The organism is Microbacterium oxydans (assembly GCF_000956525.1).
GTDB lineage: Bacteria > Actinomycetota > Actinomycetes > Actinomycetales > Microbacteriaceae > Microbacterium > Microbacterium oxydans_A.
On sequence record NZ_JYIW01000026.1, the window covers coordinates 38942 to 61044 of the forward strand.

At 68.1% G+C, this 22103-nt stretch carries 20 protein-coding genes; 12 read left to right on the plus strand and 8 right to left on the minus strand.

Annotation, left to right across the window (positions count from 1 at the left end; genetic code table 11):
• Positions 1-171: 171 nt before the first annotated feature.
• On the minus strand, positions 172-846 hold the full coding sequence (locus tag RS83_RS12750) for a hypothetical protein (RefSeq protein WP_156153209.1): 675 nt from the start codon (positions 844-846) through the stop codon (positions 172-174).
• 118 nt (positions 847-964) lie between these two features.
• Positions 965-1561: a TetR/AcrR family transcriptional regulator gene (locus RS83_RS12755; protein WP_045279926.1), complete on the minus strand. Its 597-nt coding sequence runs from the start codon at positions 1559-1561 to the stop codon at positions 965-967.
• Positions 1562-1594: 33 nt separating this feature from the next.
• Between RS83_RS12755 and RS83_RS12760 the strand changes: the two genes are divergently transcribed.
• Positions 1595-2542 (plus strand): DMT family transporter, encoded by a 948-nt coding sequence (locus RS83_RS12760; RefSeq protein WP_231587783.1) that lies wholly within the window; start codon positions 1595-1597, stop codon positions 2540-2542.
• A 296-nt stretch (positions 2543-2838) separates the two neighbouring features.
• Complete coding sequence (locus RS83_RS12765; RefSeq protein WP_045279927.1) at positions 2839-3219, plus strand: hypothetical protein; 381 nt, start codon at positions 2839-2841, stop codon at positions 3217-3219.
• Between the two features lie 66 nt (positions 3220-3285).
• Here the strand turns inward: RS83_RS12765 and RS83_RS12770 are convergent, their stop codons facing one another.
• The 3 genes from RS83_RS12770 to RS83_RS12780 are packed head-to-tail and all read right to left on the minus strand — an operon-like array spanning position 3286 to position 9091.
• On the minus strand, positions 3286-6747 hold the full coding sequence (locus RS83_RS12770) for an error-prone DNA polymerase (protein WP_045279928.1): 3462 nt from the start codon (positions 6745-6747) through the stop codon (positions 3286-3288).
• Positions 6747-8285: a DNA polymerase Y family protein gene (locus RS83_RS12775; RefSeq protein WP_045279929.1), complete on the minus strand. Its 1539-nt coding sequence runs from the start codon at positions 8283-8285 to the stop codon at positions 6747-6749. Before RS83_RS12775 ends, RS83_RS12770 begins: the two co-directional genes overlap by 1 nt.
• Positions 8282-9091, minus strand: a complete 810-nt coding sequence (locus RS83_RS12780) for a hypothetical protein (RefSeq protein WP_045279930.1) — start codon at positions 9089-9091, stop codon at positions 8282-8284. Before RS83_RS12780 ends, RS83_RS12775 begins: the two co-directional genes overlap by 4 nt.
• Before the next feature lie 134 nt (positions 9092-9225).
• Here RS83_RS12780 and RS83_RS12785 point away from each other — a divergent pair, with 134 nt between their 5' ends.
• The 6 genes from RS83_RS12785 to RS83_RS12810 all read left to right on the plus strand — a co-directional run bounded on the left by RS83_RS12785 (position 9226) and on the right by RS83_RS12810 (position 13650).
• Entirely contained in the window at positions 9226-9696 is a 471-nt protein-coding gene (locus RS83_RS12785) for a prepilin peptidase (protein ID WP_045279931.1), read from the plus strand.
• A gap of 46 nt (positions 9697-9742) precedes the next feature.
• Positions 9743-9955 carry a hypothetical protein gene (locus RS83_RS12790; protein WP_045279932.1) on the plus strand — a complete coding sequence of 71 codons (213 nt, stop codon included), beginning with the start codon at positions 9743-9745 and terminating at the stop codon, positions 9953-9955.
• Positions 9948-10562: a CYTH domain-containing protein gene (locus RS83_RS12795; RefSeq protein WP_045279933.1), complete on the plus strand. Its 615-nt coding sequence runs from the start codon at positions 9948-9950 to the stop codon at positions 10560-10562. Before RS83_RS12790 ends, RS83_RS12795 begins: the two co-directional genes overlap by 8 nt.
• Before the next feature lie 84 nt (positions 10563-10646).
• Positions 10647-11792, plus strand: coding sequence for a type III polyketide synthase (locus RS83_RS12800; protein WP_045279934.1), 1146 nt, complete (start codon positions 10647-10649; stop codon positions 11790-11792).
• Between the two features lie 6 nt (positions 11793-11798).
• Positions 11799-12521 carry a methyltransferase domain-containing protein gene (locus RS83_RS12805; RefSeq protein WP_045279935.1) on the plus strand — a complete coding sequence of 241 codons (723 nt, stop codon included), beginning with the start codon at positions 11799-11801 and terminating at the stop codon, positions 12519-12521.
• Positions 12508-13650, plus strand: a complete 1143-nt coding sequence (locus RS83_RS12810; protein ID WP_156153210.1) for an FAD-dependent oxidoreductase — start codon at positions 12508-12510, stop codon at positions 13648-13650. Before RS83_RS12805 ends, RS83_RS12810 begins: the two co-directional genes overlap by 14 nt.
• Positions 13651-13720: 70 nt before the next feature.
• On the opposite strand, the gene lpdA is transcribed toward RS83_RS12810, so the two are convergent.
• Positions 13721-15118 (minus strand): dihydrolipoyl dehydrogenase, encoded by a 1398-nt coding sequence (gene lpdA / locus RS83_RS12815; RefSeq protein ID WP_045279936.1) that lies wholly within the window; start codon positions 15116-15118, stop codon positions 13721-13723.
• Positions 15119-15127: 9 nt separating this feature from the next.
• Positions 15128-15769: a copper resistance CopC family protein gene (locus RS83_RS12820; RefSeq protein ID WP_052679112.1), complete on the minus strand. Its 642-nt coding sequence runs from the start codon at positions 15767-15769 to the stop codon at positions 15128-15130.
• A gap of 101 nt (positions 15770-15870) precedes the next feature.
• On the opposite strand from RS83_RS12820, the gene RS83_RS12825 reads away from it, so the two are divergent.
• From RS83_RS12825 to RS83_RS12835, 3 genes are all read left to right on the plus strand, one after another.
• On the plus strand, positions 15871-16356 hold the full coding sequence (locus RS83_RS12825; protein WP_156153211.1) for an FHA domain-containing protein: 486 nt from the start codon (positions 15871-15873) through the stop codon (positions 16354-16356).
• On the plus strand, positions 16356-17042 hold the full coding sequence (locus tag RS83_RS12830) for a MerR family transcriptional regulator (protein ID WP_045279937.1): 687 nt from the start codon (positions 16356-16358) through the stop codon (positions 17040-17042). Before RS83_RS12825 ends, RS83_RS12830 begins: the two co-directional genes overlap by 1 nt.
• A 99-nt stretch (positions 17043-17141) precedes the next feature.
• Positions 17142-17687, plus strand: a complete 546-nt coding sequence (locus RS83_RS12835) for a MerR family transcriptional regulator (protein WP_045279938.1) — start codon at positions 17142-17144, stop codon at positions 17685-17687.
• 78 nt (positions 17688-17765) lie between these two features.
• Here RS83_RS12835 and RS83_RS12840 read toward each other — a convergent pair whose 3' ends face one another.
• Complete coding sequence (locus RS83_RS12840) at positions 17766-18578, minus strand: ParA family protein (RefSeq protein WP_045280814.1); 813 nt, start codon at positions 18576-18578, stop codon at positions 17766-17768.
• A gap of 93 nt (positions 18579-18671) precedes the next feature.
• Here RS83_RS12840 and RS83_RS12845 point away from each other — a divergent pair, with 93 nt between their 5' ends.
• Complete coding sequence (locus RS83_RS12845; protein WP_045279939.1) at positions 18672-22079, plus strand: pyruvate carboxylase; 3408 nt, start codon at positions 18672-18674, stop codon at positions 22077-22079.
• Positions 22080-22103 lie beyond the last annotated feature (24 nt).

Consider the following 22103-nt stretch of genomic DNA (forward strand, 5'->3'; position numbering starts at 1 on the left):
AAGGATTCGGGCTGAACCGTCTACCTGGGGGTCAAAGGGTCGCAGGTTCAAATCCTGTCAGCCCACCAGATAAGGCCCGGAAACTCGCAAGAGTCTCCGGGCCTTCTGCATGTCCGGCGAACGCGATCTGCGATACCGCCCGCACGGCGTGCCTGTGGTCAAACGCCGCCGCTATGCGTTCGGCCCACCGCCGAAACCGATCCTCGTGTTCAGGGCATAGCCGATGTCGTTCCGCGCCGTCACGCCGAAGTCGTTGAACCAGAGGTCGTATCGCACTTCCTGGTACTCGTTGGGGGCCAGGATGGGTCCGTCGCCGGAGTCGGGCGTCCCGTCTCTGTCCCAGTCGAGATCGATGTACGTCTGCATCTGCGAGGACGTCTCGTTCTGGAGATGCACGATCATTACGGGACTGGTGCCGTTCTCGATCTGTCCTGTGGTCCACGCTCGCAGTCCGACAGGTTCGCAGTCGAGAACGACTCGCTTCTGGAAGATGACGCTGTTCGCGGTGCTCACCCTGAACGTGTAGGCGCCGTTCTCCATCAGTCCGTACCCGAGTGGCTGTGTCTCGCCCGGGTTCAGAATCGGGCCGTCCCCGGCGTCCCACGTGCCGTTGTCGTCCAGGTCGACGTCGACGAACGTCTGCAGCGCGGACGACGTGTTGTTCGTAATGTACAGCGTCAGACGATCCCGGCCGCCGCATGTGGTGGCGATGAACGCGGTCGCTTCGGGTGCAACGCTCGCTGCGGCCAACGGTATCCCGACGGTTGCAACGACAACCGGCACGCTCCATGCCGCCGCTTTCATCGTCGTGCGCCGGCTGATCCCGGCAGGCTCGTTCGTCCCCATTGTTCCCCCAGATGCTCATGTCGCCGATCCCATATCGGCCGAGCGACAGCTTAACGTTTCACTGAACAGCGCTTCAGTGGTGGAGAGAGGAGAGTCGCGGATGGAGCGGCCGGCCGCGTCAGCGCAGCTCCGACTCCAGCATCCTTTCCGCCAGCCGTCGAGCGACCTCGAACGGCTCGGCGAAGGTCTCCATGCCGACCGTGACGATGGCACCTTCGTAGAGGAGCATCATCGCCTGGCCCAGGTCGGACGCGTCAGCTGCCCCTGCCTCCCGGCAGAGCTCGGTGAAGACGTCGAGCAACCAGGCCTTCTGCCGCGCGACCTCGGGGAACACCGGGTGTCCGTCGTGACCGTCGCCGATCTCGGCGCGGGCGTTGATCGCGCTGCACCCTTTCGGGCTGTACTCGTCTGACCACGTGATCGCCGCATCGAAGACCGCGAGCACGCGATCCGGGCCTCCGGCAGGGACGCGTGAGAGGTGGCCTGCGAGGTGCGCGCGCCACTTGGCGTCACGGTGCTGCAGGTACGCCACGACCAGTGTCTCCTTCGAGCCAAACCGGTCGTACAGGGTCTTCTTCGTGACGCCGGCTGCCTCTGCGATCGTGTCGACGCCGACCGCGTGGATGCCGCGCTCGTAGAAGAGCTGCGACGCGGCATCGAGCACACGCGTGGCGCCAGGGGTGAGCGGAGCGAGTTCGGGAACGGGAACGGCCATGACTCGAATATACCAACCTGTATAGTCGAGGGCATGGGTAAACAGATCGGTGTACTTCGGGTCGGAGTGACGGCTCTCGCTTCAGCGGCCTTCGTCGCGAGTTGGAGTTCCGGATTCCTCGTGCCGGCGATCGCCACCGTCGATGTCGCGCCGCTGACCCTGCTGGTGTGGCGGTTCGTGCCGCTCGCGGTTGTGCTGCTCGCGATCGTCCTGCTCAGCCGAGCCGCGAACGGCGTCACTGCGCCGGACCTCCGGCGGCAGGCGCTGATCGGCCTGTTCGCCCAGTTCGGGTACTGCACCGCGGTCTACGCTGCAGTGGCATCCGGCGTCGCCACCGGTACGACTGCGTTGATCGACGCGGTGCAACCGCTCGTGGTCGCCATGCTGGTCGGGCCGCTGCTCGGGCTGAAGGTTCGTGGAGCACAATGGGCCGGACTCGTCGTCGGCGCGGCAGGCGTCTTCCTGGTCGTGCGGTCGCAGCTCGACGACTCCACCGCGCACCCCGCCGCGTATCTCTGGCCGGCTGCGGCGATGGTCTGCCTGATCGTCGGCACGTTTCTGCAGCGCCGCTCGGAACCGCGCACCAGCACCCTGGTGACGCTGACGATCCACGTCACGGTGACCGCTCTGGCGCTCATCCTGATCACCGCGATCGCCGGCCAGCTCATGCCGCCGGCATCCGTCTCGTTCTGGCTCGCCGTCGTGTTCTCCGCGGTCTTCCCGACCCTCGCGGCCTACGGTCTCTACTGGTGGTTGTTGCGCCGCGTCGGCATCACGGCGCTCAATGCACTGCTCTTCCCGGTCGCGCCGACGACCGCAGCCGCAGGGGCGTTCATCCTGGGCGAACCGCTCACGATCGTCACGCTCATCGGGTTCGCGCTGTGCGGCGCGGGGGTTGTGGCCGTGCTCGTGAGTGAAGCGCGCACTCGCCCGGCTGCGCAGTCCCGTGTGCAGTCGGCATCGGCGGTCGATGTGCGCTGAGTCGGATGCTCGACGGCCGGAAAAACCATCGGCCGGAGACAGCGGGGTATGCCCTCTCGAGTGGTCCGCCCCAACGGTTCTCGAGAGGGCCACCGTCCATCCCGGACGGCAGGGGAGGCGGCGATAGTCGCTGCGCTCGCTGGCTGATTACCCCAGTATTCAGCCGGTAGCCCCCGCTACGCTTAGCAGAGTACCCGCATTTTGTCTTGTCCACCATTTGGGGGACAAGATTTCTTGAAATATTTCGGGAGGCAGAAGTCCTGGGCTTCGTGGACGCTGTTTCCTAAGGTGGAGACATGGACAGGATCCTCGTTGTCGCAGGCCAGATCGCCATCGCACCAGGGCACCGTATCGAGGTGACCGAGCAGGCCGATCCGCTCACCAATGAGCCTGTCCTCCTGTCTCTGACCGACCTCGATACGGGGATCCGCTATCGAACAGACGATGTCTCCGGCGAACTCTCGCGCTGGTTGGGGCGAGTGCTCGACTGCACGGTGACGATCGGCGCTCACAGTGCTCGCACGACGCTCACTGTCGACCCGATCGGCCCTGGATCGACGGGGGCGAAGGTCGCGCTGCGGGAGGCGGATGCCGCCGCGGACGCCGCCAAGGCTGAAGCCGACCGTTGGGGCGGCAGCGACCGTCAGCCGGCCGAGGAGACCGAACGGTTCTGGTGACACCGATCAGGTCTGTATCGGGCCCTTCGGCAGGCTCAGGGACCCAGGTGCTCGTGGTGACACCGGTCACCGGAAGTCCCGCGAACGGTGCGCGAGCCCGGTGCGCAGATCCTCGAAGGCATCGGCGAGCACATTCACGACACCCTCGGTCGAGCGCTCCAGGATGCCGCGGACGATGAGCGCCGGTGAATCCCTGGCGATACGGCGGTAGCGATTCCACACTCCGGCTGAGCAGACGATGTTGACGAGTCCGTTCTCGTCCTCGAGGTTCACGAAGGTGATCCCGGACGCGGTCGCCGGTCGCTGACGGTGCGTGACGAGACCGGCGACCTCGATGCGCCGGCCGGACTCGTGCGCCTGCAGATCGACGGAGGTCAGCACCCCGCGTTCCTGCAGCGCGCTGCGGAAGTGCGTCATCGGGTGATCATCGGTCGACACCCCGGTCGACCAGAGATCGGCGGAGAGCCGCTCGTAGCTGGTCTGATCCGCGAACAGCGGAGGCTGCACGGCGACGGTGGTGCCGGGGAGGAAGCGCGCACGGTCCTCGGCCGCAGCGCCGGCGAGCCAGATCGCCTCGCGTCGCTCCAGCCCGAGGGACTCGAATGCCCCTGCGGTGGCCAGGGATTCGAGCTGTGCCGCGGTGGCATCCGTGCGCCTGACCAGATCGTGCAAGTCGCGATAGGGGCCGTTCGCCTCCCGCTCGGCGACGATCCGCTCCGCCATGGGTGCGCCGATACCGCGGATGCCACCGAGTCCGAGCCGCACGGCATGCGTCCCGTCACGCCGGTGCGCTGCGGATTCATCCGGTGCTTCCCGGTCGAAGCGCCGCACCGCAGGCTGGGGATCGGCGAGGCAGGCATCGATGCCGGTCGGCGCAGTGGGCGGTGATTCCGGGTCGAGCGGCTCGAGGGTCTCGGTCGCCCCGGAGGTGAGCAGATCAGGGCGTCGCACCTCCACCCCATGGCGCCTCGCATCAGCGGTGAGCGTCGCACCGGAGTAGAAGCCCATCGGCTGCGAGCGCAGGAGCCCGGCGAGGAAGGCAGCAGGGTAATGGAGCTTCACCCAGGAGCTGGCGTAGACGAGCAGGGCGAACGACAGGGAGTGCGACTCCGCGAAGCCGAAGTTCGCGAACGCCTGGATCTGCGCGTAGATGCGGTCGGCGGCGTCGCCCACGAGTCCACGCCTCGCCATGCCCGCGTACAGCTTCGCCTTGACCTTCTCGATCTTCTCGAGTCCACGCTTCGACCCCATGGCGCGGCGCAGCAGGTCGCCCTCGTCAGCTGTGCAGTCGCCGACGGCCATCGCCATCTGGATCAGCTGCTCCTGGAAGATCGGAACCCCCAGGGTGCGCTCCAGGATGTCCTGCAGATCGCTGTGAGGGTAGGGGATGGGGAACTCCACCGGCGCCTCACCGCGGGCCACGCGCTCGAGGTTCTCCTCATCGACCTTGTCCTTCGCGATCTTCCGCCGCACGAAGGGATGCACTGCTCCACCCTGGATGGGTCCTGGACGGATCAGCGCGATCTGGATCGTGAGGTCGTAGAAGCTGCGCGGCTGCAGGCGGGGGAGCAGACCGATCTGGGCGCGGGACTCCACCTGGAACACCCCGATCGAATCGGCGCGGCAGAGCATGTCGAAGACGGCCGGCTCTTCCTTGGGGATGCTCTCCAGCGTCCATTCCTCACCGGTGGCGTCGCGGATGATGTCGAAGCAGTGCTGCAGCGCGGCCAGCATCCCGAGTCCGAGCAGGTCGAACTTCACCAGGCCCATGAAGGCGGCGTCATCCTTGTCCCACTGGATGACGGTGCGGTCCTCCATGCGGGCGTGCTCCACAGGAACGACCTCGCCGACCGGGCGTGCGGTCAACACCATGCCCCCGGAGTGGATGCCGAGATGCCGGGGCGCCTTCAGCAGCTCGCCGGCATACTCGAGCACGTTCTCGGGGATGTCGTGCTCATCGGCGACCTCGAGGCCGGCGCTCCACCCGTCGACCTGGCGCGACCAGGCATCCTGCTGTCCCGGAGAGTAGCCGAGCGCCCGTGCCATGTCTCGGACGGCGTTCTTCGGGCGGTACTGGATGACGTTCGCGACCTGTGCCGCACGCTGCCGCCCGTACTTCGCGTACACCCACTGGATGATCTCCTCGCGTCGCCGGGAGTCGAAGTCCACGTCGATGTCCGGCTCCTCCTGCCTGGTGGTCGCGAGGAAGCGCTCGAAGGGGAGCCGGTAGAGGATCGGGTCGACCGCGGTGATCCCCAGCAGGTAGCAGACAGCGCTCGCCGCAGCAGACCCACGACCCTGGCAGAGGATGCCACGCCGTCGTGCCTCCGCGACGATGCCGTGCACGATGAGGAAGTACCCGGGGAAGTCCTTCTCCTCGATCACGTCCAGCTCCCGCCCGATGCGATGCCTGCCTTCATCGTCGAGGCGGGGGTACTTCGTCGGCACAGCGTCCCAGACGAGGGTGCGCAACCAGCTCATCGGTGTGTGGCCTTCCGGCACCTCCTGTCGTGGCAGGTCGGGGCGGGCTCGCCGAAGCGGGAATGCGGATGCCGCAGCCAGCTCGAGTCCGTGGGAGATCGCCCCGGGGTATCGCCGGAAACGGGCCGCCATCTCCGCGCCGCTGCGCAGATGCGCGCCGCCATGGGCGGGGAGCCAGCCGTCGAGATCGTCCATGCTGCGGACAGCGCGCACCGCGGCCACTGCTTCAGCGAGGGGTGCGCGAGCGGGGGTCGCGTAGTGCACGTTGTTCGTCGCCACCACCGGGAGATGCAGCCGTGCGGCGAGCTCGGCCAGGGTGTCGTTGCGACGGGTGTCCTGCGGGTCGCCGTGGTCGATCAGCTCGACCGCGACGTGATCCGCGCCGAACAGGTCGACCAGGTGGCGCAACGGCGTCTCGGGGTCGCCGAGCTCCAGCCCGCGCCGAACGCTGCCCTTGCGGCAGCCGGTGAGGATCGTCCAGTGACCATCGGCGCTCGCCGCGAGCTCGTCGAGGTCGTAGACAGGGCGCCCCTTCTCGGCACCCCGCAGCTGCGCGGTCGTGATCGCGCCGGAGAGGCGGTGATACCCCTCCATCCCACCGGCGAGCACGAGCAGATGATCGCCCAGGGGGTCGGGGTTGCCGCGCTGCGGTGCTGGAAGCTCGAGTGACAGCTCGGCACCGTAGACGGTCTGCACTCGTGCCTCCATGAGCTCGGCGAGCTCGGCGAAGCGCGCTGCGCCGTAGAAGCCGTCGTGATCCGTGAGCGCGAGCGCGGTGAGCCCGAGACGTTCCGCCTCGGAGAGCAGATCTTCCGGAGAGGAGGCGCCGTCGAGGAAGGAGTACGAGGAGTGCGCGTGCAGCTCGGCGTAGGGGACCGCGTCGTCCGGGCGGACGGTCGGGGGCGGTGTGCGTTTGCGGCGACGGCTGATCGGTCCCTCATCGACACGGGTGCCTCGAGGTTCGGCGACGGCCGGCCTCGGAGGCTCTTCTCCGGTGAGGGTTCGCTCGAGCTCACGCCAGGTCTGCGGTGGGTTGTGCCAGCCCATCAGCGATACCGCCCCTCTGCCCACCAGCGCTCGCCGGTGCAGAAGACCAACCAGGCGCGATCCCGGTCGTCGACGATTTGCAGCCGATGTCCTCGCTTGCCGCCGCCGGACGCCCAGCGATGCTCGTGGATGGGCCAGGGCCCGGCCCATCCCTGCACCGTGCTGCCGTCGATGCGTGCAGGGACGGAGGAGAGCGCGCCGCGGGCATCGATGCGGATGGTGGCACCGTCCGCAGCATCCACCGCGATCCGCCGCGGCGGGCGGAAGACCTCGGACGGCAGAGGATCGGGCAGACTCCCCGGCCATGGACGCCCGGGATCCCGCGGGGGGACGGTGCGCTCTCCCCAGGGGGTGAGCACCTGCCGGTCGGCGAGCCAGCGGCCACCGGAGAGCGCAGCGGTGACCACGCCCTGATGCCCCAGCATGGTCTGCACGCGAGAGACGGCATGGTGCAGGCGTTCATCGGTGCCGGAGCCGAACAGCCCTGGTTGATGGTGGGCAGCGTCATCCACGGCTGCAGGGACGATGCGCACCGCGGCGATGCCGCCGAAGGCCCTGGCCTCATCGACCGGCTCCTTCGCGTTCCGTGCTGCCAGTGCTTCCAGCTGCCAGCGCACGCGGTCGACCAGATCGCTCGCGTCGAAGCAGGTCGGATGCAGCCACGTGCGTGAGTACACCTCGCCGTTGTCGTCGGTCAGGTCGATCCGGACCTCGGTGCAGACCACGGATGCCTCGCCGAGTGCGAGCAGCACGGCATCCGCTGTCTGCCGGATGGCGAAGGCCACCTGGTCGGCCCCGGCCAGCGGCGTCTCGAACTCGACGTTCCGCACCAGCTCCGGATCGGGAGGACGAGGGACGACAGGCTGCGAATCCGCCCCCGCTGCGAGGGCGTGCAGCCGCGCCCCGCGCTCGCCGAAGCGGTCGCGCACCTCCAGCGCCGGTAACGCGGTGAACTCGCCGAGCGTCCGCACTCCGAGCCGCACGAGGAGATCGGGGAGCTGCTCGTCGCGCAGTACCTGCACCGGATACGGCGCCAGGAACTCCTTCGAGCCGCCGGCGGGCACCACGGTGCGGGGGCGGGGAGCGCGCGCTGCGATCTCCGCCGTGAACGGCCCGTCTGCGACACCGATGCGCACCTCGGGGAACCCGCCTTCGGCCAGGATCGCGGCCAGGGCGTCTGCGGCTTCCGCCTCACCGCCGTGATAGCGGGAGATGCCCCTGGCGCGCAGCACGGCCAGCCCGGGGCGGAGCAGCGCGGCCCCTGGCGCATGCCTCTCGATGAGCTGCAGCACCGGCAGGAACGAGCGCTCGTCGCGGGACGGATCGTGGGGGAGCACCTGCAGCGAGGAGAGATGACCCTGCGCGACACGGCGACGCTGTCCAGCACGAACGCCGTGCGTCCGTGCAGAGGCGGTGCACGCCATGACCGTGTTCGCCTGCACCAGCGCGGTCGGTGGATACGGGGGAGTGCCACCGAGGGCGGCGCGCAGCGGCCAGTCGGGGAACCACAGGACGAGGACTCGCAGCGGATCGTTCATCCTGCCTCCGCCCAGAAGGAGAGTTCGGCGCTCGCCGCATCGTCGCGAGGTGGAGGGGGTGCTGAGAAGGCGGGCAGGGCGGTGATCCCGGCGCTGCGTTCCCTGGCGCCCCGATCGATCGAGGCGACTTCGACGATGCCGCTGCGTCCTGGCAGCTGCACCCGGACGCTCGAGGGCATCGGGGCGTGCCGCGTTCGGGCGGTCACCGTGACGGTGCAGTCGGAGAGCAGCCCCCACCCGGTGCCGAGACCGTGCCACTGCGGATCATGGAGGCGGATCGATCCCTCGCTCTGCGGCCAGGCGTCGGTGGAACCCTCGGCGACCAGCAATGTGCAGCCGCGGTCGCGCAGGCGGGCGCTGAGCCGGGAGATGTCGGCGTCTCGAGCGCGAGAGCCCGGATGCGCGACGATGAGCGGCACGACCTCGGCGAGCGCGGAGGTCGCCGCGAGCCAGCGTTCGGCAGGGTCGGGGACGAGGATCAGTCGGGAGAGGTCGATGCCGAAGGCCGCCGCTGCCTCGACACCCAGAGTCGGCATGCCGACCACGGCGCACCAGTGACCCTTCCGGGAAGCAGCGCTGAGCAGCGCCAGCACCAGGGCGGGCGAAGGGGAGACGGTGTATGCGGTGCCGGTCTGCAGTCCCTCCTCCGGCAGCAGGGAGGAGAAGGCGGGGTCGAGCGGAAGGAGCGCATGCTCGCTGCGTCGGCGCTGCATGCGGCTGATCTCACGGCGCAGTCGAAGCACCTCTCCGGCGCGGAAGTCGCCTGTCGGAGAGAGCGCGGTCACCGCATCGAGCCCGATCCCCATTCGTCCATCCTCGAAGATATGTTCTACTAAAGCAAGTGGAGATGCTCACGCTAATTCGTACATCCGACATCGCGATCGAAGTCGTTGTCCACAGGGCTTTCAGGCGGTGCCGCCGAATCACCTAGCCTGCGGTGATGGATCTGAGGGGCTGGCTCGTCGTCATCGTGCATCTCGTGCTGGCGGCGATCGGTGGATGGCTGCTCGTCATCGACGCCCGAACGCATCGACTGCCGAACCGGATCGTGCTGCCGACGCTCGCGGCATTGCTCGTGCTCGTGCTCGCTGATGCCATCGAGACAGGGCAGACGCAGGCGCTCGTCAGAGGGCTCCTGGGGATGCTGATCCTCGGCGGCTTCTACGCGGGACTGCGTCTGCTCAGCCGCGCGGGCATGGGCGGCGGGGACGTGAAGCTCGCCGCCGTGATCGGACTGGTCCTCGGCTGGCACGGATGGCAGGCGCTTGCGGTCGGTGCGGCCGCCGCTTTCGTGCTCGGAGCGCTCTATGCGGCGACCCTGATGCTTCTGCGGCGAGCAGACGGCTCCACCCGCATCGCCTTCGGACCATGGATGATCGTCGGCGCAGCGCTCGGCATCCTCCTCGCCTGAACGCCGCCGTCAGGTCATGTCGGAGGGACAGGACTAGGGTGGGCACATGGCACTCGCACGACTTCACGGCGGCCCGCTCGACGGGCAGATCATCCCTCTGGACGACGCTGACGACAAGCTGATCGTTCCTTACAGCGAGACGCAGGTGGTGTATCACCGCCGCGGCGAAGAGCAGAACACCGGTGAGTCCGACGGGCCCACCGAGATCGACTACTGGTTCGACGAGTCCCTCGAGGACATCTCCCCGTCGGATGACTGAACCCTCTCGAACGGTCGAGGTCGAGCGCAAGTACGACGTCGACGACGCGACGCCACTCCCGGTGTGGGATGGCGTTCCCGGAGTCGAGTCGGTCTCCACGGGTGAGGCACGCGCGCTCGACGCGCAGTACTTCGACACCGCGGGGGGAACGCTCGCCCGTTCGGGTGTGGCACTTCGACGACGCACTGGCGGCCCCGACGAGGGCTGGCACGTGAAGGGGCCCCGCGAGGGCGACGGCCGGCTCGAGCTCGGCTGGCCGCTCGGCGAAGGCGCAGGTCTTCCGGATGCCGTCGCGGCCACGATCGCGCGGTGGACGACCGATCCGCTGACCCCGCTCGCCCGCATCGAGAACGATCGCACCGCCTACCTGCTCACCGGCCCTGCCGGGGTCGTGGCCGAGTTCGTCGACGATCGGGTCCGCGCGACGGATCTGCGTGCGGACGTGCAGCGCGAATGGCGCGAGTGGGAGATGGAGCTCGGTCCCGCTGCTCCCGCGGATCCTGCCGGCCGTCAGGCCTTCTTCGATGCGGTGGAGCGTGCGGTGCTCGCAGCAGGCGGCCGCGAATCGGCATCCGGCTCCAAGCTCGCCCGCGCCCTGGGCTTCTGAGCCGAGCGCTCTCGCGCTTCGCAGAGCGGCCGACACGGCGCAAGCCCCTTCCCTCGACGGGTTCAGGGGTGCTTGAGTGACATCATGAGTCGCCCTGCCGTGCTGAGATCACTCCAGACGATCGTTCCTCCCACGGTGCTGCGGCAGGATGAGGTCCGTGATGTCTTCGGTTCGCAGCCCGATCTCGGTCGGCTGGCGAAGCGCATCGTGTCCGCGTCGTTCAACGGTTCGGGCATCGACACGCGCCACACCGTGATCGAGGAGCTGTCGCTCGACTCCGAGACGTCGGACCCCGTCTTCTTCGATCGGCGGTCGGGCGCGCTGCTGTCGCCCAGCACGAAGACGCGCAACGAGGTGTTCATCCGCGATGCCTCGCGGCTCTTCGTCGATGCCGCCCGCACGGTGATCGATGCCGATCCGGAGATCACGGCATCCGACATCACACACGTGATCACTGTCTCGTGCACCGGGTCGTTCGCGCCGGGCCCCGACTATGCGATCGTCCGCGCACTCGGCATCCCGGACAGCGCGCAGCGCTATCACTTCGGATTCATGGGCTGCTACGCCTCGATGCCCGCGCTGCGCGCTGCAAGCCAGTTCTGCGCCGCAGATCAGGAAGCCGTGGTCCTCGTCGTCAGCGTCGAGCTGTGCACCCTGCATCTGCGCTCCTCGGAAGATCCGGACACGATCGTCGCCTCCTCCCTCTTCGCCGACGGTGCAGCCGCGGCCATCGTGACCGCACGCGACCTGCCGCGATCAGGACCGGGACTGCGGCTCGACGGCTTCCACACCGCGATCGCGCCGGAGGGCGAGAAGGACATGGCGTGGACGATCGGCGACCACGGGTTCGAGATGATCCTGTCGACCGCAGTGCCGCAGATCATCGGCGAGACGATCATCGGCGCCCTGCGCCCCCTGTATGCGCGGGAGGACGACCTCTCTGCAGCGTTCGACGCCGGCATCGTGGGGGAGCAGGTGGCGCACTGGGCGATCCACCCCGGCGGACGCAGCATCCTCGACCGGGTGCAGGACCGACTGCACCTCAGCGATGCGCAACTGCATCCCGCCCGCGAGGTGCTGCGCGAGAACGGCAACATGTCGAGCGCCACGGTCTTCTTCGTGTTGCAGCACATCCTCCAGCACGGCGCTGAGCCCGGTGATCGCGTCGCAGCCATGGCGTTCGGGCCCGGGCTCACGGCCGAGAGCGCCCTCCTCACGGTCGAGGCGTAGGGACGCATGCGGCCTGATCTCGCTGCCAGAGCGGTCGATCTGCGCGAGCTCATGGATGAGCCCGATGCGGACCTGCGGATGCTGGAGCACACCTACCGCCGATTCCGCGTCGTGAATGCGGTCGTCTCCCGACCCGGTGCGCTGTACCGTCGCGACATCCGCCCTCGTGCGCGTGCAGGTCGGGTGCGGATCCTCGACGTGGGCGCGGGCGGCGGCGATCTGTGCCGCGCGTTGGCCGCGTTCCTGCGGCGCGACGGGCTCACCGCCGACATCACCGCGCTCGATCCGGATGAGCGGGCGATGGGCTGGGCCGCCGCGAATGACGGCGGCGCCGGCGTGCACTACCGCTGTGCTGCGACCGACGAGCTGGTGACGGCGGGGGAGACCTTCGACGTCGTGCTCTCCAATCACCTGCTCCACCACCTCACGGCGGACCAGCTGTCGGCGGTGCTCGACGACACCCGGCAGCTCGCCTCGTCGACCGGGTTCGTGGCGCATCATGACATCGCGCGCAGCAGGGGTGCCTACGCGTTGTTCGCTGCAGGGACGCTGCCGTTCGCCCGGAACCTCCTGGCCGGCTCCTTCATCCGCGTGGACGGACTGCTGAGCATCCGTCGGTCCTACACGGCGGCGGAACTGCGAGCGCAGGTTCCCCAGGGTTGGACCGTGCGATCGGGGTTCCCCGCTCGTCTCCAGCTGCGATGGGAAGGTGCGCGTGCGCGACCATGAGGTGGTGATCATCGGAGCCGGTCCGGTCGGCCTGATGCTCGCGTGTCTGCTGGCGCAGGAGGGCATCGATGCGGTCGTGCTGGAACGCCACGACGGAGCGGACGACCGGGTACGCGCGATCGGCATCCATCCGCCGGGCCTGCGCGCACTCGACGCGGTCGGTCTCGGTGCCGACGCCCGTGCCGCTGCATTGCGGCTCGAGGGCGGCGATGTGTTCAGCCGCGGTCGGGTGCTGGCCTCGGTGGACTTCTCCGAGGAGCGTCCTGTGCACGTGCTGCCTCAGCCCGTGACCACTGCGCTGCTGCGCGACCGACTGCTCGGAATGGGTGGGTGGCGGTTGCAGCAGGGCCGCTCGGTCGAGCACGTGCGGGAGGATGCCGATCGCGTCACCCTCACGCTCGCCGGCGATGGTGTGCGCAGCGAGGTCACCGCGTCGCTGGTGGTGGCCGCCGACGGTGTGCGGAGCTCCGTGCGTGCGAACCTCGGCGCCCGCTGGCGTGGTCGACCTGGCGCCGCGATCTACACGATGGTCGATGTGACCGACGGATCCGCGGGCCGCCGAGCCGCCCTGTACTGCGAGCCGGACGGCCTGGTCGAATCCTTCCCGCTGCCGGGTGGCGGACGCCGATGGGTACTCCGTCATGCACGCACCGGTGACCTGGGGCAGGGGGAGGGGCCCGAGCAGGCGGCATCTTCCTTACGACAGGGGATCGAGGACCGAACCGGCATCCGTCCTGACATCCCGGAGGACGCGACGATCTCGGTGTTCCGGGCCTCCCAGCATCTCGCCGGGCCGCTCGAGACGCAGCGGGTCGCGCTGCTCGGAGATGCGGCGCACGAGGTGAGCCCCATCGGCGGTCAGGGCATGAACCTCGGGTGGCTCGACGCGCGTCGGCTCGCCGAGACCATCGTCCGCGGTCGCGCGAACGGACGGTTCGACCTCGCAGGGTACGAGCGACAGGTGCGTCGGACCGCGCGGGCAGCGCAACGTCGCTCCGCGTTCTACATGGCCATGGGGTGTCCGGCCGGCGCTGCGACGGTGCGGGCGCGAGAGGCCCTGATCCGGACGCTCGGCTCCACGCCACTGCGTCGCTGGAGTGCTGGTCTCATCACGATGCGAAGTTCGTGAAGGCACCCCCGGACGCACGAAGGCCCGGTCCGCGTTGCGCGAGACCGGGCCTTCGTCGATCAGCTGGTGATCAGAAGTTGATCATGTGGCCGGCGAGGCCGTGGAAGCCCTCCTGGAGCGCCTCCGACAGCGTCGGGTGCGTGTGCACGTTGCGGGCCAGCTCGAGGGCCGTGAGGTCCCACTTCTGGGCCAGGGTCAGCTCGGGCAGCAGCTCCGACACATCAGGGCCGATCATGTGTGCGCCGATGAGCTCGAGGTGCTCTGCATCTGCGATGAGCTTGACGAAGCCGACGGGCTCGCCGAGACCGTGCGCCTTGCCGTTGGCCATGAACGGGAAGGAGACGACCTTGATCTCGCGACCCTCGTCCTTCGCCTGCTGCTCGGTGAGACCGAACGATGCGACCTGCGGCGAGCAGAACGTCGCGCGGGGCATCATGCGGTAGTCGCCCAGCGTCTGGGTCTCGGCGCCGCCGATGGTCTCGGCTGCGACGACGGCCTGCGCCTCTGCGACGTGGGCGAGCTGCAGCTTGGCTGTGACATCGCCGATCGCGTAGATGCCCTCGACGTTGGTGCGCATGTGGTCGTCGATGTCGATCGCGCCGCGCTCGGTGAGCTTCACGCCGGTCTTGTCGAGACCGAAGCCCTCGATGTTCGGGGCGAAGCCGACCGACATGAGCACCTTGTCGGCGTCGATCGACGACTGCTGGCCGTCCTTGCCGGTGTAGGTGACGGTGACGGAGGAGCCGTTGTCGACGACCGTCTCCACCTTGGTGGAGGTGAGGATGTCGACGCCGTAGTTCTTGTACTGCTTCGTGATCTCCTTCGATACGTCGGCGTCCTCATTGGGGAGTGCACGGTCGAGGAACTCGATGATGGTGACCTTGACGCCGTAGTTCGTCATCACATACGCGAACTCCATGCCGATGGCTCCGGCGCCGACGATGACGATCGACTTCGGCAGCTCACGGCTCATGATCTGCTCTTCGTACGTCACGACGTTGTCGCTGAGCTCGACGCCCGGGAGCAGGCGCACCCGCGAGCCGGTGGCGATGATGGCGTTGTCGAACGTGACCTCTTCGGTCGAGCCGTCGGACTTGGCGACCGAGATGGCCTTCGGGCCCGTGAAGGTGCCGCGGCCGTCGTACTCGGTGACCTTGTTCTTCTTCATCAGGAAGTGGATGCCCTTGACGCGGCCGTCGGCCACGACGCGGCTGCGATCGAAAGCCTTGCCGTAGTCGATCGTGAACTCACCGGAGATGCCGAAGAAGTCGGCCTTGTGGTTCAGCGTGTGCGCGAGCTCCGCGTTCTTCAGGAGGGCCTTGGAGGGGATGCAGCCCACGTTCAGGCAGACACCACCCCAGTACTTCTCCTCGATGATTGCGGTGGACAGGCCGAGCTGCGCGCTGCGAACCGCAGCGACGTATCCACCAGGACCTGCACCGAGGATGACGACGTCGTAATGAGGCATGGGTCAAGCCTATCGCTCAGAGGAGGGGGTGGAATCGGTCGGGGCGCCGTTCCGGCGGGCGCGGAGGGTGAACCAGGCGATCAGCGCCGCGATGACCGCGATGCCACCGATCGACAGCGCCCAGATCCATCCGGATGCTCCGGACGACGCGTCCGATTCCGCCGCAGGCGTTGTGGTCGCCTCCGGCGTGCTGCTCGCCTCCGTCGTGGGTGCTGCCGTGGCAGTCGGAGTGGCACTGGGCGTCGTGACGGTGCTGGTGCTGACGGTGAAGAAGAACTCGTCGGAGGTCGGATGCCCGTCGCTCGACACGACCTTCCAGAGCACGTGGTACTCGCCGGCCGGGGCCTCGGCGAGCAGCGGCTGCGTCACCACTCCGCCATCGACGGTGGCAGCACCGTCGATGACCGAGTTGCCGGCCGCGTCGTTCACCACGACCTCGGTTGCACCTTCTCCGGTGATGAGATCAGCACTGAAGGTGAGGGTGAGTTCGGCCGGCAATGTCTCGACCGTGCTGTCGGCCGCGGGCGACGACGCGATCAGTCCGTCGTGGGCCGACGCGGCCAGTGGGGAGAAGAGCACCAGGAACGCCGCGAGCAGGCTCGTGGCGAGGGCGATCGGGACGACGGGGAGGCGACGGGCTTCGGTCTGCACGCTCCCAGCCTACGGATAACCGATATGCGATCTCTGAGTGTGGGGCCAGGCCTCCCGTCACCGCCTCCGCATCCGTTAGTCTGGAAAGTCAGGAGGACAAAGTGACAGACACCGAAGGCCGATCGGCCGGGGACGCCGCGATTCATCGTCCAGGCGAACAGAGACACGACGCGACACAGACGTTCGGACACGATTCGGACCTGTCCTTCGTGCCGTTCGGCGTGGAGCTGACCGACGTCGAGCAGTCCGCGATCGCGGCGCTGCCGTCGGGATCGGCGCTGCTGCTCGTCCGCTCCGGCGCACTCGCCGGCGCCCGTTACCTCCTCGACACCGACGTGACGACCGTCGGACGCCACCCCGAGGCGGACATCTTCTTCGACGATGTGACCGTGTCGCGTCGTCACGCTGAGATCACCCGCAACGGGACGACATTCGAGATCATCGACCAGCGTTCCCTGAACGGCACGTACGCGAACGGCGAGCGAGTCGATCGCAGCGTTCTGATCGACGGTTCGGAGCTGCGCGTCGGCAAGTTCCGCCTGAACTTCTTCGCATCTCCGCTCGACCGACCGGCGACGAACGCCTGATGGCGGCTTCCCCCGCCCGTGAACGCTCAGCGTCCACGGGGCTGCTGAGCATCGGTCAGGTGCTGGCGAGGCTCACGCCGGACTTCCCCGACCTGACATCCAGCAAGCTCCGGTTTCTCGAGGTCCAGGGGATCGTCACACCGTCGCGCACCGAGTCCGGCTACCGGAAGTTCTCGGCATCCGACATCGAGCGGCTCCGCATCGGACTCACGCTCCAGCGCGATCACTATCTGCCGCTGAGCGTCATCCGCGAGCAGCTCGACGAGGCAGCAGAGCGCGGGGAATCCGCGTCGCTGCTGCCGCCGCCGTCGATCACGCCCGCTCCTCGGCGCTACCGCCGTGACGAGCTCCTCGCCGCTGCGGGCGCTGGCCCCCAGCTGCTCAACGACGCGATCAGCACCGGCGTCATCGTGGCGCAGGAGAGCTACCCCGAGACCGTGCTCACGCTGCTGCGCGGACTCGTGGCACTCGACCGCCACGGCATCGAGCCGCGACACCTCCGATCCCTCCGTCAGGGGGCGGAGCGGGAGGTCGCCCTGATCGAGTCCGCGATGTCAGCACTGCTGCGCCGGACCGACACCGCATCCAGGGCCAAAGCCAGCGAGCTGGCACCGGAACTGGTCGGGAAGATCGATGAAGTGCGCTCGCTCTTCATCAAGGATGCGCTTTCGCGGATCCTTTCGTAACGAACTGATTGCGACACACCTTCGTGCTCGCATGGATGTCATTGATGCTGTCGGGGCACTGCTCTAGCGTGGAGTTAACCGTTCCAGGGAGGACTTCAGATGAATGCGGATGAGCTCGGGGGAGACCCTCAGTTCGTGACCGAACTCCTCTTCACCGACGGTCTGCCGGCGATGGATGACGAGGTCGGCTACCGCGGTGCGGTCGCCGCTCGTGCAGCCGGCATCACGTACCGTCAGCTGGACTACTGGGCCCGCACCGAGCTGGTGGAGCCCACCGTCCGCGGCGCGAGCGGTTCCGGCTCGCAGCGCCTGTACGGATTCCGCGACATCCTGGTGCTCAAGCTCGTCAAGAGCCTGCTCGACACGGGCATCTCGCTGCAGCAGATCCGCACCGCCGTCGAGGAGCTCCGCCGTGCCGGCATCCGCGACCTGGCGGGAACGACGCTCATGAGCGACGGTGCCTCGGTCTACCTCTGCACTTCGAACGACGAGGTCATCGACCTGGTCAGCCGCGGCCAGGGCGTCTTCGGCATCGCGGTGGGCAAGGTTCTGCGCGAGGTCGAGTCCACGCTCGTCGAGTTCGACGCCACGGCACCCGATCCGGTCGACGAACTGTCCGCACGCCGGACCAAGCGCTCCGCCTGACACAACAGGCACCGACGCATCACGAAGAACGGCCACCCTCGATGTCGAGAGTGGCCGTTTCGCTGTGCGCGTGGATGATCAGTTCTGGGCGCCGACTTCCGGGACGGCGATGCGTCCGGTGCGGATGATGCGGTCGAGCAGCTGATCGAAATCTGCGGCGAGCTCCTGCGCGGAGTCACCCGGCCAGATGTGCAACGGCTTCGCGGCGCCCTGCGCCTGCTGCAGCGAGGTGCGTTCAGGAAGCTGGGGTGCGAGCACGAGCGGCCCGAACATGTCGCGCAGTTCCTTGATGCGGAACTGGTGCTCGATCGACTGCGGGCGAACGCGGTTCACCACGATGCCGAGCGGCTGCAGGCGAGGGGAGAGTCCTCTGCGGATCTCCTCGATCGCGCGGAGTGCGCGGTCAGCGGCGGCGACTGAGAACAGGCCGGGCTCCGTGACGACCATGACGCGGTCGCTGGCGGCCCATGCCGTGCGGGTCAGTGCGTTGAGCGAGGGGGCGCAGTCGACGAGCACGAGGTCGTAGTCGGCCTCCACTGCCGCGAGGGCCTCTTCGAGCTTCCAGACGTCACGCACGCTCGGGTGCGGTCCGTCGAAGTTGATGGCGGAGGGGCTGCCGATGAGGACATCGATGGTGCCAGGGTGCACCTTCGCCCATCCGCTGGAGGTGATCGCCTGTCGGACGACCTTCTCCTTCGGGTTCGCCAAGACATCGGCGATGTTGAGACGGCCGGCGACCTGGATGTCCATGCCGGTCGACACGTCGGATTGCGGGTCGAGGTCGACGACGAGGGTGCGGACACCCCTGGCGAAGGCCGCTGAGGCCAAGCCGAGGGTCACCGTGGTCTTGCCGACGCCTCCCTTGAGGGAGCTGACGCTGAGTACGTGCACGGACTCCACGTTACCTTCCTCTAGGCTGAGGGAACACTCAGCCCCGCCCCATGTGCGTCGATTGTGCCGCACATCGAGCTTTCAGAGGTGTGCATGTTCAAGAAGATCCTTGTGGCGAACCGCGGCGAGATCGCGATCCGTGCCTTCCGTGCCGCATTCGAGGTCGGTGCGAAGACAGTGGCCGTGTTCCCGTACGAAGACCGGGGCTCGATGCACCGGCTCAAGGCCGACGAGGCCTACGAGATCGGGGAGCGGGGGCATCCGGTCCGCGCCTACCTGAGCGTGGATGAGATCATCCGCGTCGCGAAAGAGGCCGGCGCAGACGCCATCTACCCCGGCTACGGTTTCCTCTCGGAGAACCCCGACCTCGCCGAGCAGGCGTCCGCGAACGGGATCGTCTTCATCGGACCGCCGGCGAACGTCCTCGAGATGGCCGGCAACAAGGTGGAGGCCAAACGGCACGCCGTCGAGGCCGGTGTGCCGGTGCTGCGATCGACTGAGGCATCCGACGACGTCGAGGAGCTCGTCGCGCAGGCGCAGGACATCGGGTTCCCGCTCTTCGCGAAGGCGGTCGCCGGCGGCGGTGGTCGAGGTATGCGGCGGGTCGAGACCGCCGAGGAGCTCGCACCCGCTCTCGCCGAGGCGATGCGTGAGGCCGCCAGCGCCTTCGGCGACGCGCGGATGTTCCTCGAGCAGGCCGTCGTGCGCCCGCGACACATCGAGGTGCAGATCCTCGCCGACAAGACCGGCGAGACCGTGCACCTGTTCGAACGGGACTGCTCGGTCCAGCGACGCCACCAGAAGGTGGTCGAGATCGCTCCGGCTCCCAACCTCGACGACAGCGTGCGCACCGCTCTGCACGGTTACGCGGTCGCGTTCGCACGCTCGATCGGCTACGAGAACGCGGGCACGGTCGAGTTCCTGCTGGAGACGGCGGGGGAGCGCACCGGCGAGGTCGTGTTCATCGAGATGAACCCGCGTATCCAGGTCGAGCACACCGTGACCGAGGAGGTCACCGACGTCGACCTCGTGCAGAGCCAGATGCGGATCGCCGCGGGCCAGACACTCGCAGAGCTCGGTCTGCAGCAGCAGAACCTGCGTCTGCGCGGAGCCGCCCTGCAGTGCCGCATCACCACCGAGGACCCGACCCAGGGGTTCCGGCCGGACACCGGGAAGATCACCACGTACCGCTCACCCGGTGGAGCCGGCATCCGTCTCGACGGCGGCACCGTGCATCAGGGTGCGCAGATCAGCCCGCACTTCGACTCGATGCTCTCGAAGCTCACCTGCCGCGGTCGTGACTTCCCGGCAGCTGTCGCCCGTGCTCGCAGAGCGCTGGCGGAGTTCCGCATCCGCGGAGTCTCCACGAACATCCCGTTCCTGCAGGCGCTGCTCGAGGATGAGGCGTTCATCGCCGGTGACGTGAGCACCTCGTTCATCGACGAGCGGCCTGACCTGCTGCGCGGACGCGTGTCGAAGGACCGCGGCACGAAGATCCTGAACTGGCTCGTCGATGTCACCGTGAACAAGCCGCATGGTGCGCACCCCGGTTCGGTCGACCCTCGCACCAAGCTGCCGACTGCCGACCTCACAGCCGAGCCCGTTCCAGGGTCACGGCAGCGCCTGCTCGAGCTCGGCCCCGAGGGCTTCGCACGAAGCCTCCGTGAGCAGTCCGCGCTCGCGATCACCGACACCACCTTCCGCGATGCCCACCAATCGCTGCTCGCCACCCGCGTGCGCACCAAGGACCTCGTCGCAGTCGCCCCGTACATCTCGCAGCTGACGCCAGGACTGCTCTCCGTCGAGGCCTGGGGCGGGGCGACCTACGACGTGGCGTTGCGCTTCCTGGGCGAGGACCCGTGGGAGCGGCTCGACAAGCTCAGGGCTGCGCTGCCGAACGTCGCGATCCAGATGCTGCTGCGCGGACGCAACACGGTCGGCTACACGCCGTACCCGACGGCGGTCACGGACGCCTTCGTCGCCGAGGCTGCAGCGAGCGGCGTCGACATCTTCCGCATCTTCGACGCACTGAACGATGTCGAGCAGATGCGGCCGGCGATCGAGGCGGTCCGCCGCACCGGCACCGCCATCGCCGAGGTCGCCCTCTGCTACACCGGTGACCTGCTCGACCCTGCTGAGGATCTGTACACGCTGGACTACTACCTGGCGCTCGCGGATCGGATCGTCGAGGCCGGTGCCCACATCATCGCGATCAAGGACATGGCGGGGCTTCTCCGTCCTGCTGCGGCGGCGAAGCTCGTCGCGGCACTGCGCGAGCGCTTCGATCTGCCGGTGCACCTGCACACGCACGACACCGCCGGCGGGCAGTTGGCCACGCTTCTCGCGGCAAGCGCCGTCGGCGTCGACGCGGTCGATGCGGCATCCGCCCCGTTGTCCGGCACGACCAGCCAGCCGTCGCTCTCGGCGCTCGTCGCCGCGCTCGCGCACACCGAGCGGGACAGCGGACTCGATCTCGGCAACGTCTCGGATCTCGAGCCCTACTGGGAGGCGGTCCGTCACCAGTACGCGCCGTTCGAGTCCGGACTCCCCGGACCCACAGGTCGCGTGTACCACCACGAGATCCCGGGCGGCCAGCTGTCGAACCTGCGCCAGCAGGCCAAGGCTCTGGGACTCGCTGACGACTTCGAGCTCATCGAGGACATGTACGCCGCTGCCGACCGCATCCTCGGCCGTGTGCCGAAGGTCACGCCGTCATCGAAGGTGGTCGGCGATCTCGCCCTGCACCTCGCGGCGGTGAAAGCCGACCCCGCGGACTTCGAGGCGAACCCCGAGAAGTACGACATCCCGGACTCCGTCGTCGGTTTCATGGCCGGAGAACTCGGCGAACTCCCCGGCGGATGGCCTGAGCCGTTCCGCACGAAGGTGCTCGCCGGCAGGACCGTGCGAACAGGACTGACCGACATCACGGCGGAGGACGAGGTGGCACTCGCCGGTGAGAGCCAGGAGCGCCGTGCGCGACTGAACACGTTGCTCTTCCCTGCACCCACGCGCGAGTTCTCGCAGATGCGCGAGCTGTTCGGTGACCTGTCGGTGCTCGACACCGGCGACTACCTCTACGGCCTGGTCGCCGGCCAGGAGCATCTGATCGAGATCGACCGGGGAGTGCAGCTCTTCATCGGGATCGAGGCGATCGGAGACGCGGACGACAAGGGTATGCGCACCGTCATGACGACCCTGAACGGACAGCTGCGCCCGGTCTTCGTGCGCGACCGCTCCGTCTCGGTCGACGCGCACGATGTCGAGAAGGCCGACACCTCCGTTCCCGGTCAGGTGGCGGCACCGTTCTCGGGTGTCGTGACGGTGAAGTCCGAGGTCGGCAGCGCCGTCCGCGCAGGAGAACCGGTCGCATCGATCGAGGCCATGAAGATGGAGGCCGCGATCACGGCCCCCGTCGACGGGGTCGTCGAGCGGCTCGCGATCTCGGCCACGCAGCAGGTCGAGGCCGGCGACCTTTTGCTCGTCATCCGCCCAGCGCACTAATCTTGGGCGGGCGAGGGTCGCGCA

Coding starts and splice junctions, on each gene's coding strand:
- RS83_RS12785 (WP_045279931.1), top strand. CDS start 9,226: ATGGATCTGAGGGGCTGGCTCGTCGTCATCGTGCATCTCGTGCTGGCG.
- lpdA (WP_045279936.1), bottom strand. CDS start 15,118: ATGCCTCATTACGACGTCGTCATCCTCGGTGCAGGTCCTGGTGGATAC.
- RS83_RS12755 (WP_045279926.1), bottom strand. CDS start 1,561: ATGGCCGTTCCCGTTCCCGAACTCGCTCCGCTCACCCCTGGCGCCACG.
- RS83_RS12830 (WP_045279937.1), top strand. CDS start 16,356: ATGGCGGCTTCCCCCGCCCGTGAACGCTCAGCGTCCACGGGGCTGCTG.
- RS83_RS12770 (WP_045279928.1), bottom strand. CDS start 6,747: ATGGGCTGGCACAACCCACCGCAGACCTGGCGTGAGCTCGAGCGAACC.
- RS83_RS12750 (WP_156153209.1), bottom strand. CDS start 846: ATGGGGACGAACGAGCCTGCCGGGATCAGCCGGCGCACGACGATGAAA.
- RS83_RS12805 (WP_045279935.1), top strand. CDS start 11,799: ATGCGGCCTGATCTCGCTGCCAGAGCGGTCGATCTGCGCGAGCTCATG.
- RS83_RS12790 (WP_045279932.1), top strand. CDS start 9,743: ATGGCACTCGCACGACTTCACGGCGGCCCGCTCGACGGGCAGATCATC.
- RS83_RS12760 (WP_231587783.1), top strand. CDS start 1,595: ATGGGTAAACAGATCGGTGTACTTCGGGTCGGAGTGACGGCTCTCGCT.
- RS83_RS12795 (WP_045279933.1), top strand. CDS start 9,948: ATGACTGAACCCTCTCGAACGGTCGAGGTCGAGCGCAAGTACGACGTC.
- RS83_RS12765 (WP_045279927.1), top strand. CDS start 2,839: ATGGACAGGATCCTCGTTGTCGCAGGCCAGATCGCCATCGCACCAGGG.
- RS83_RS12845 (WP_045279939.1), top strand. CDS start 18,672: ATGTTCAAGAAGATCCTTGTGGCGAACCGCGGCGAGATCGCGATCCGT.
- RS83_RS12835 (WP_045279938.1), top strand. CDS start 17,142: ATGAATGCGGATGAGCTCGGGGGAGACCCTCAGTTCGTGACCGAACTC.
- RS83_RS12800 (WP_045279934.1), top strand. CDS start 10,647: ATGAGTCGCCCTGCCGTGCTGAGATCACTCCAGACGATCGTTCCTCCC.
- RS83_RS12780 (WP_045279930.1), bottom strand. CDS start 9,091: ATGGGGATCGGGCTCGATGCGGTGACCGCGCTCTCTCCGACAGGCGAC.
- RS83_RS12775 (WP_045279929.1), bottom strand. CDS start 8,285: ATGAACGATCCGCTGCGAGTCCTCGTCCTGTGGTTCCCCGACTGGCCG.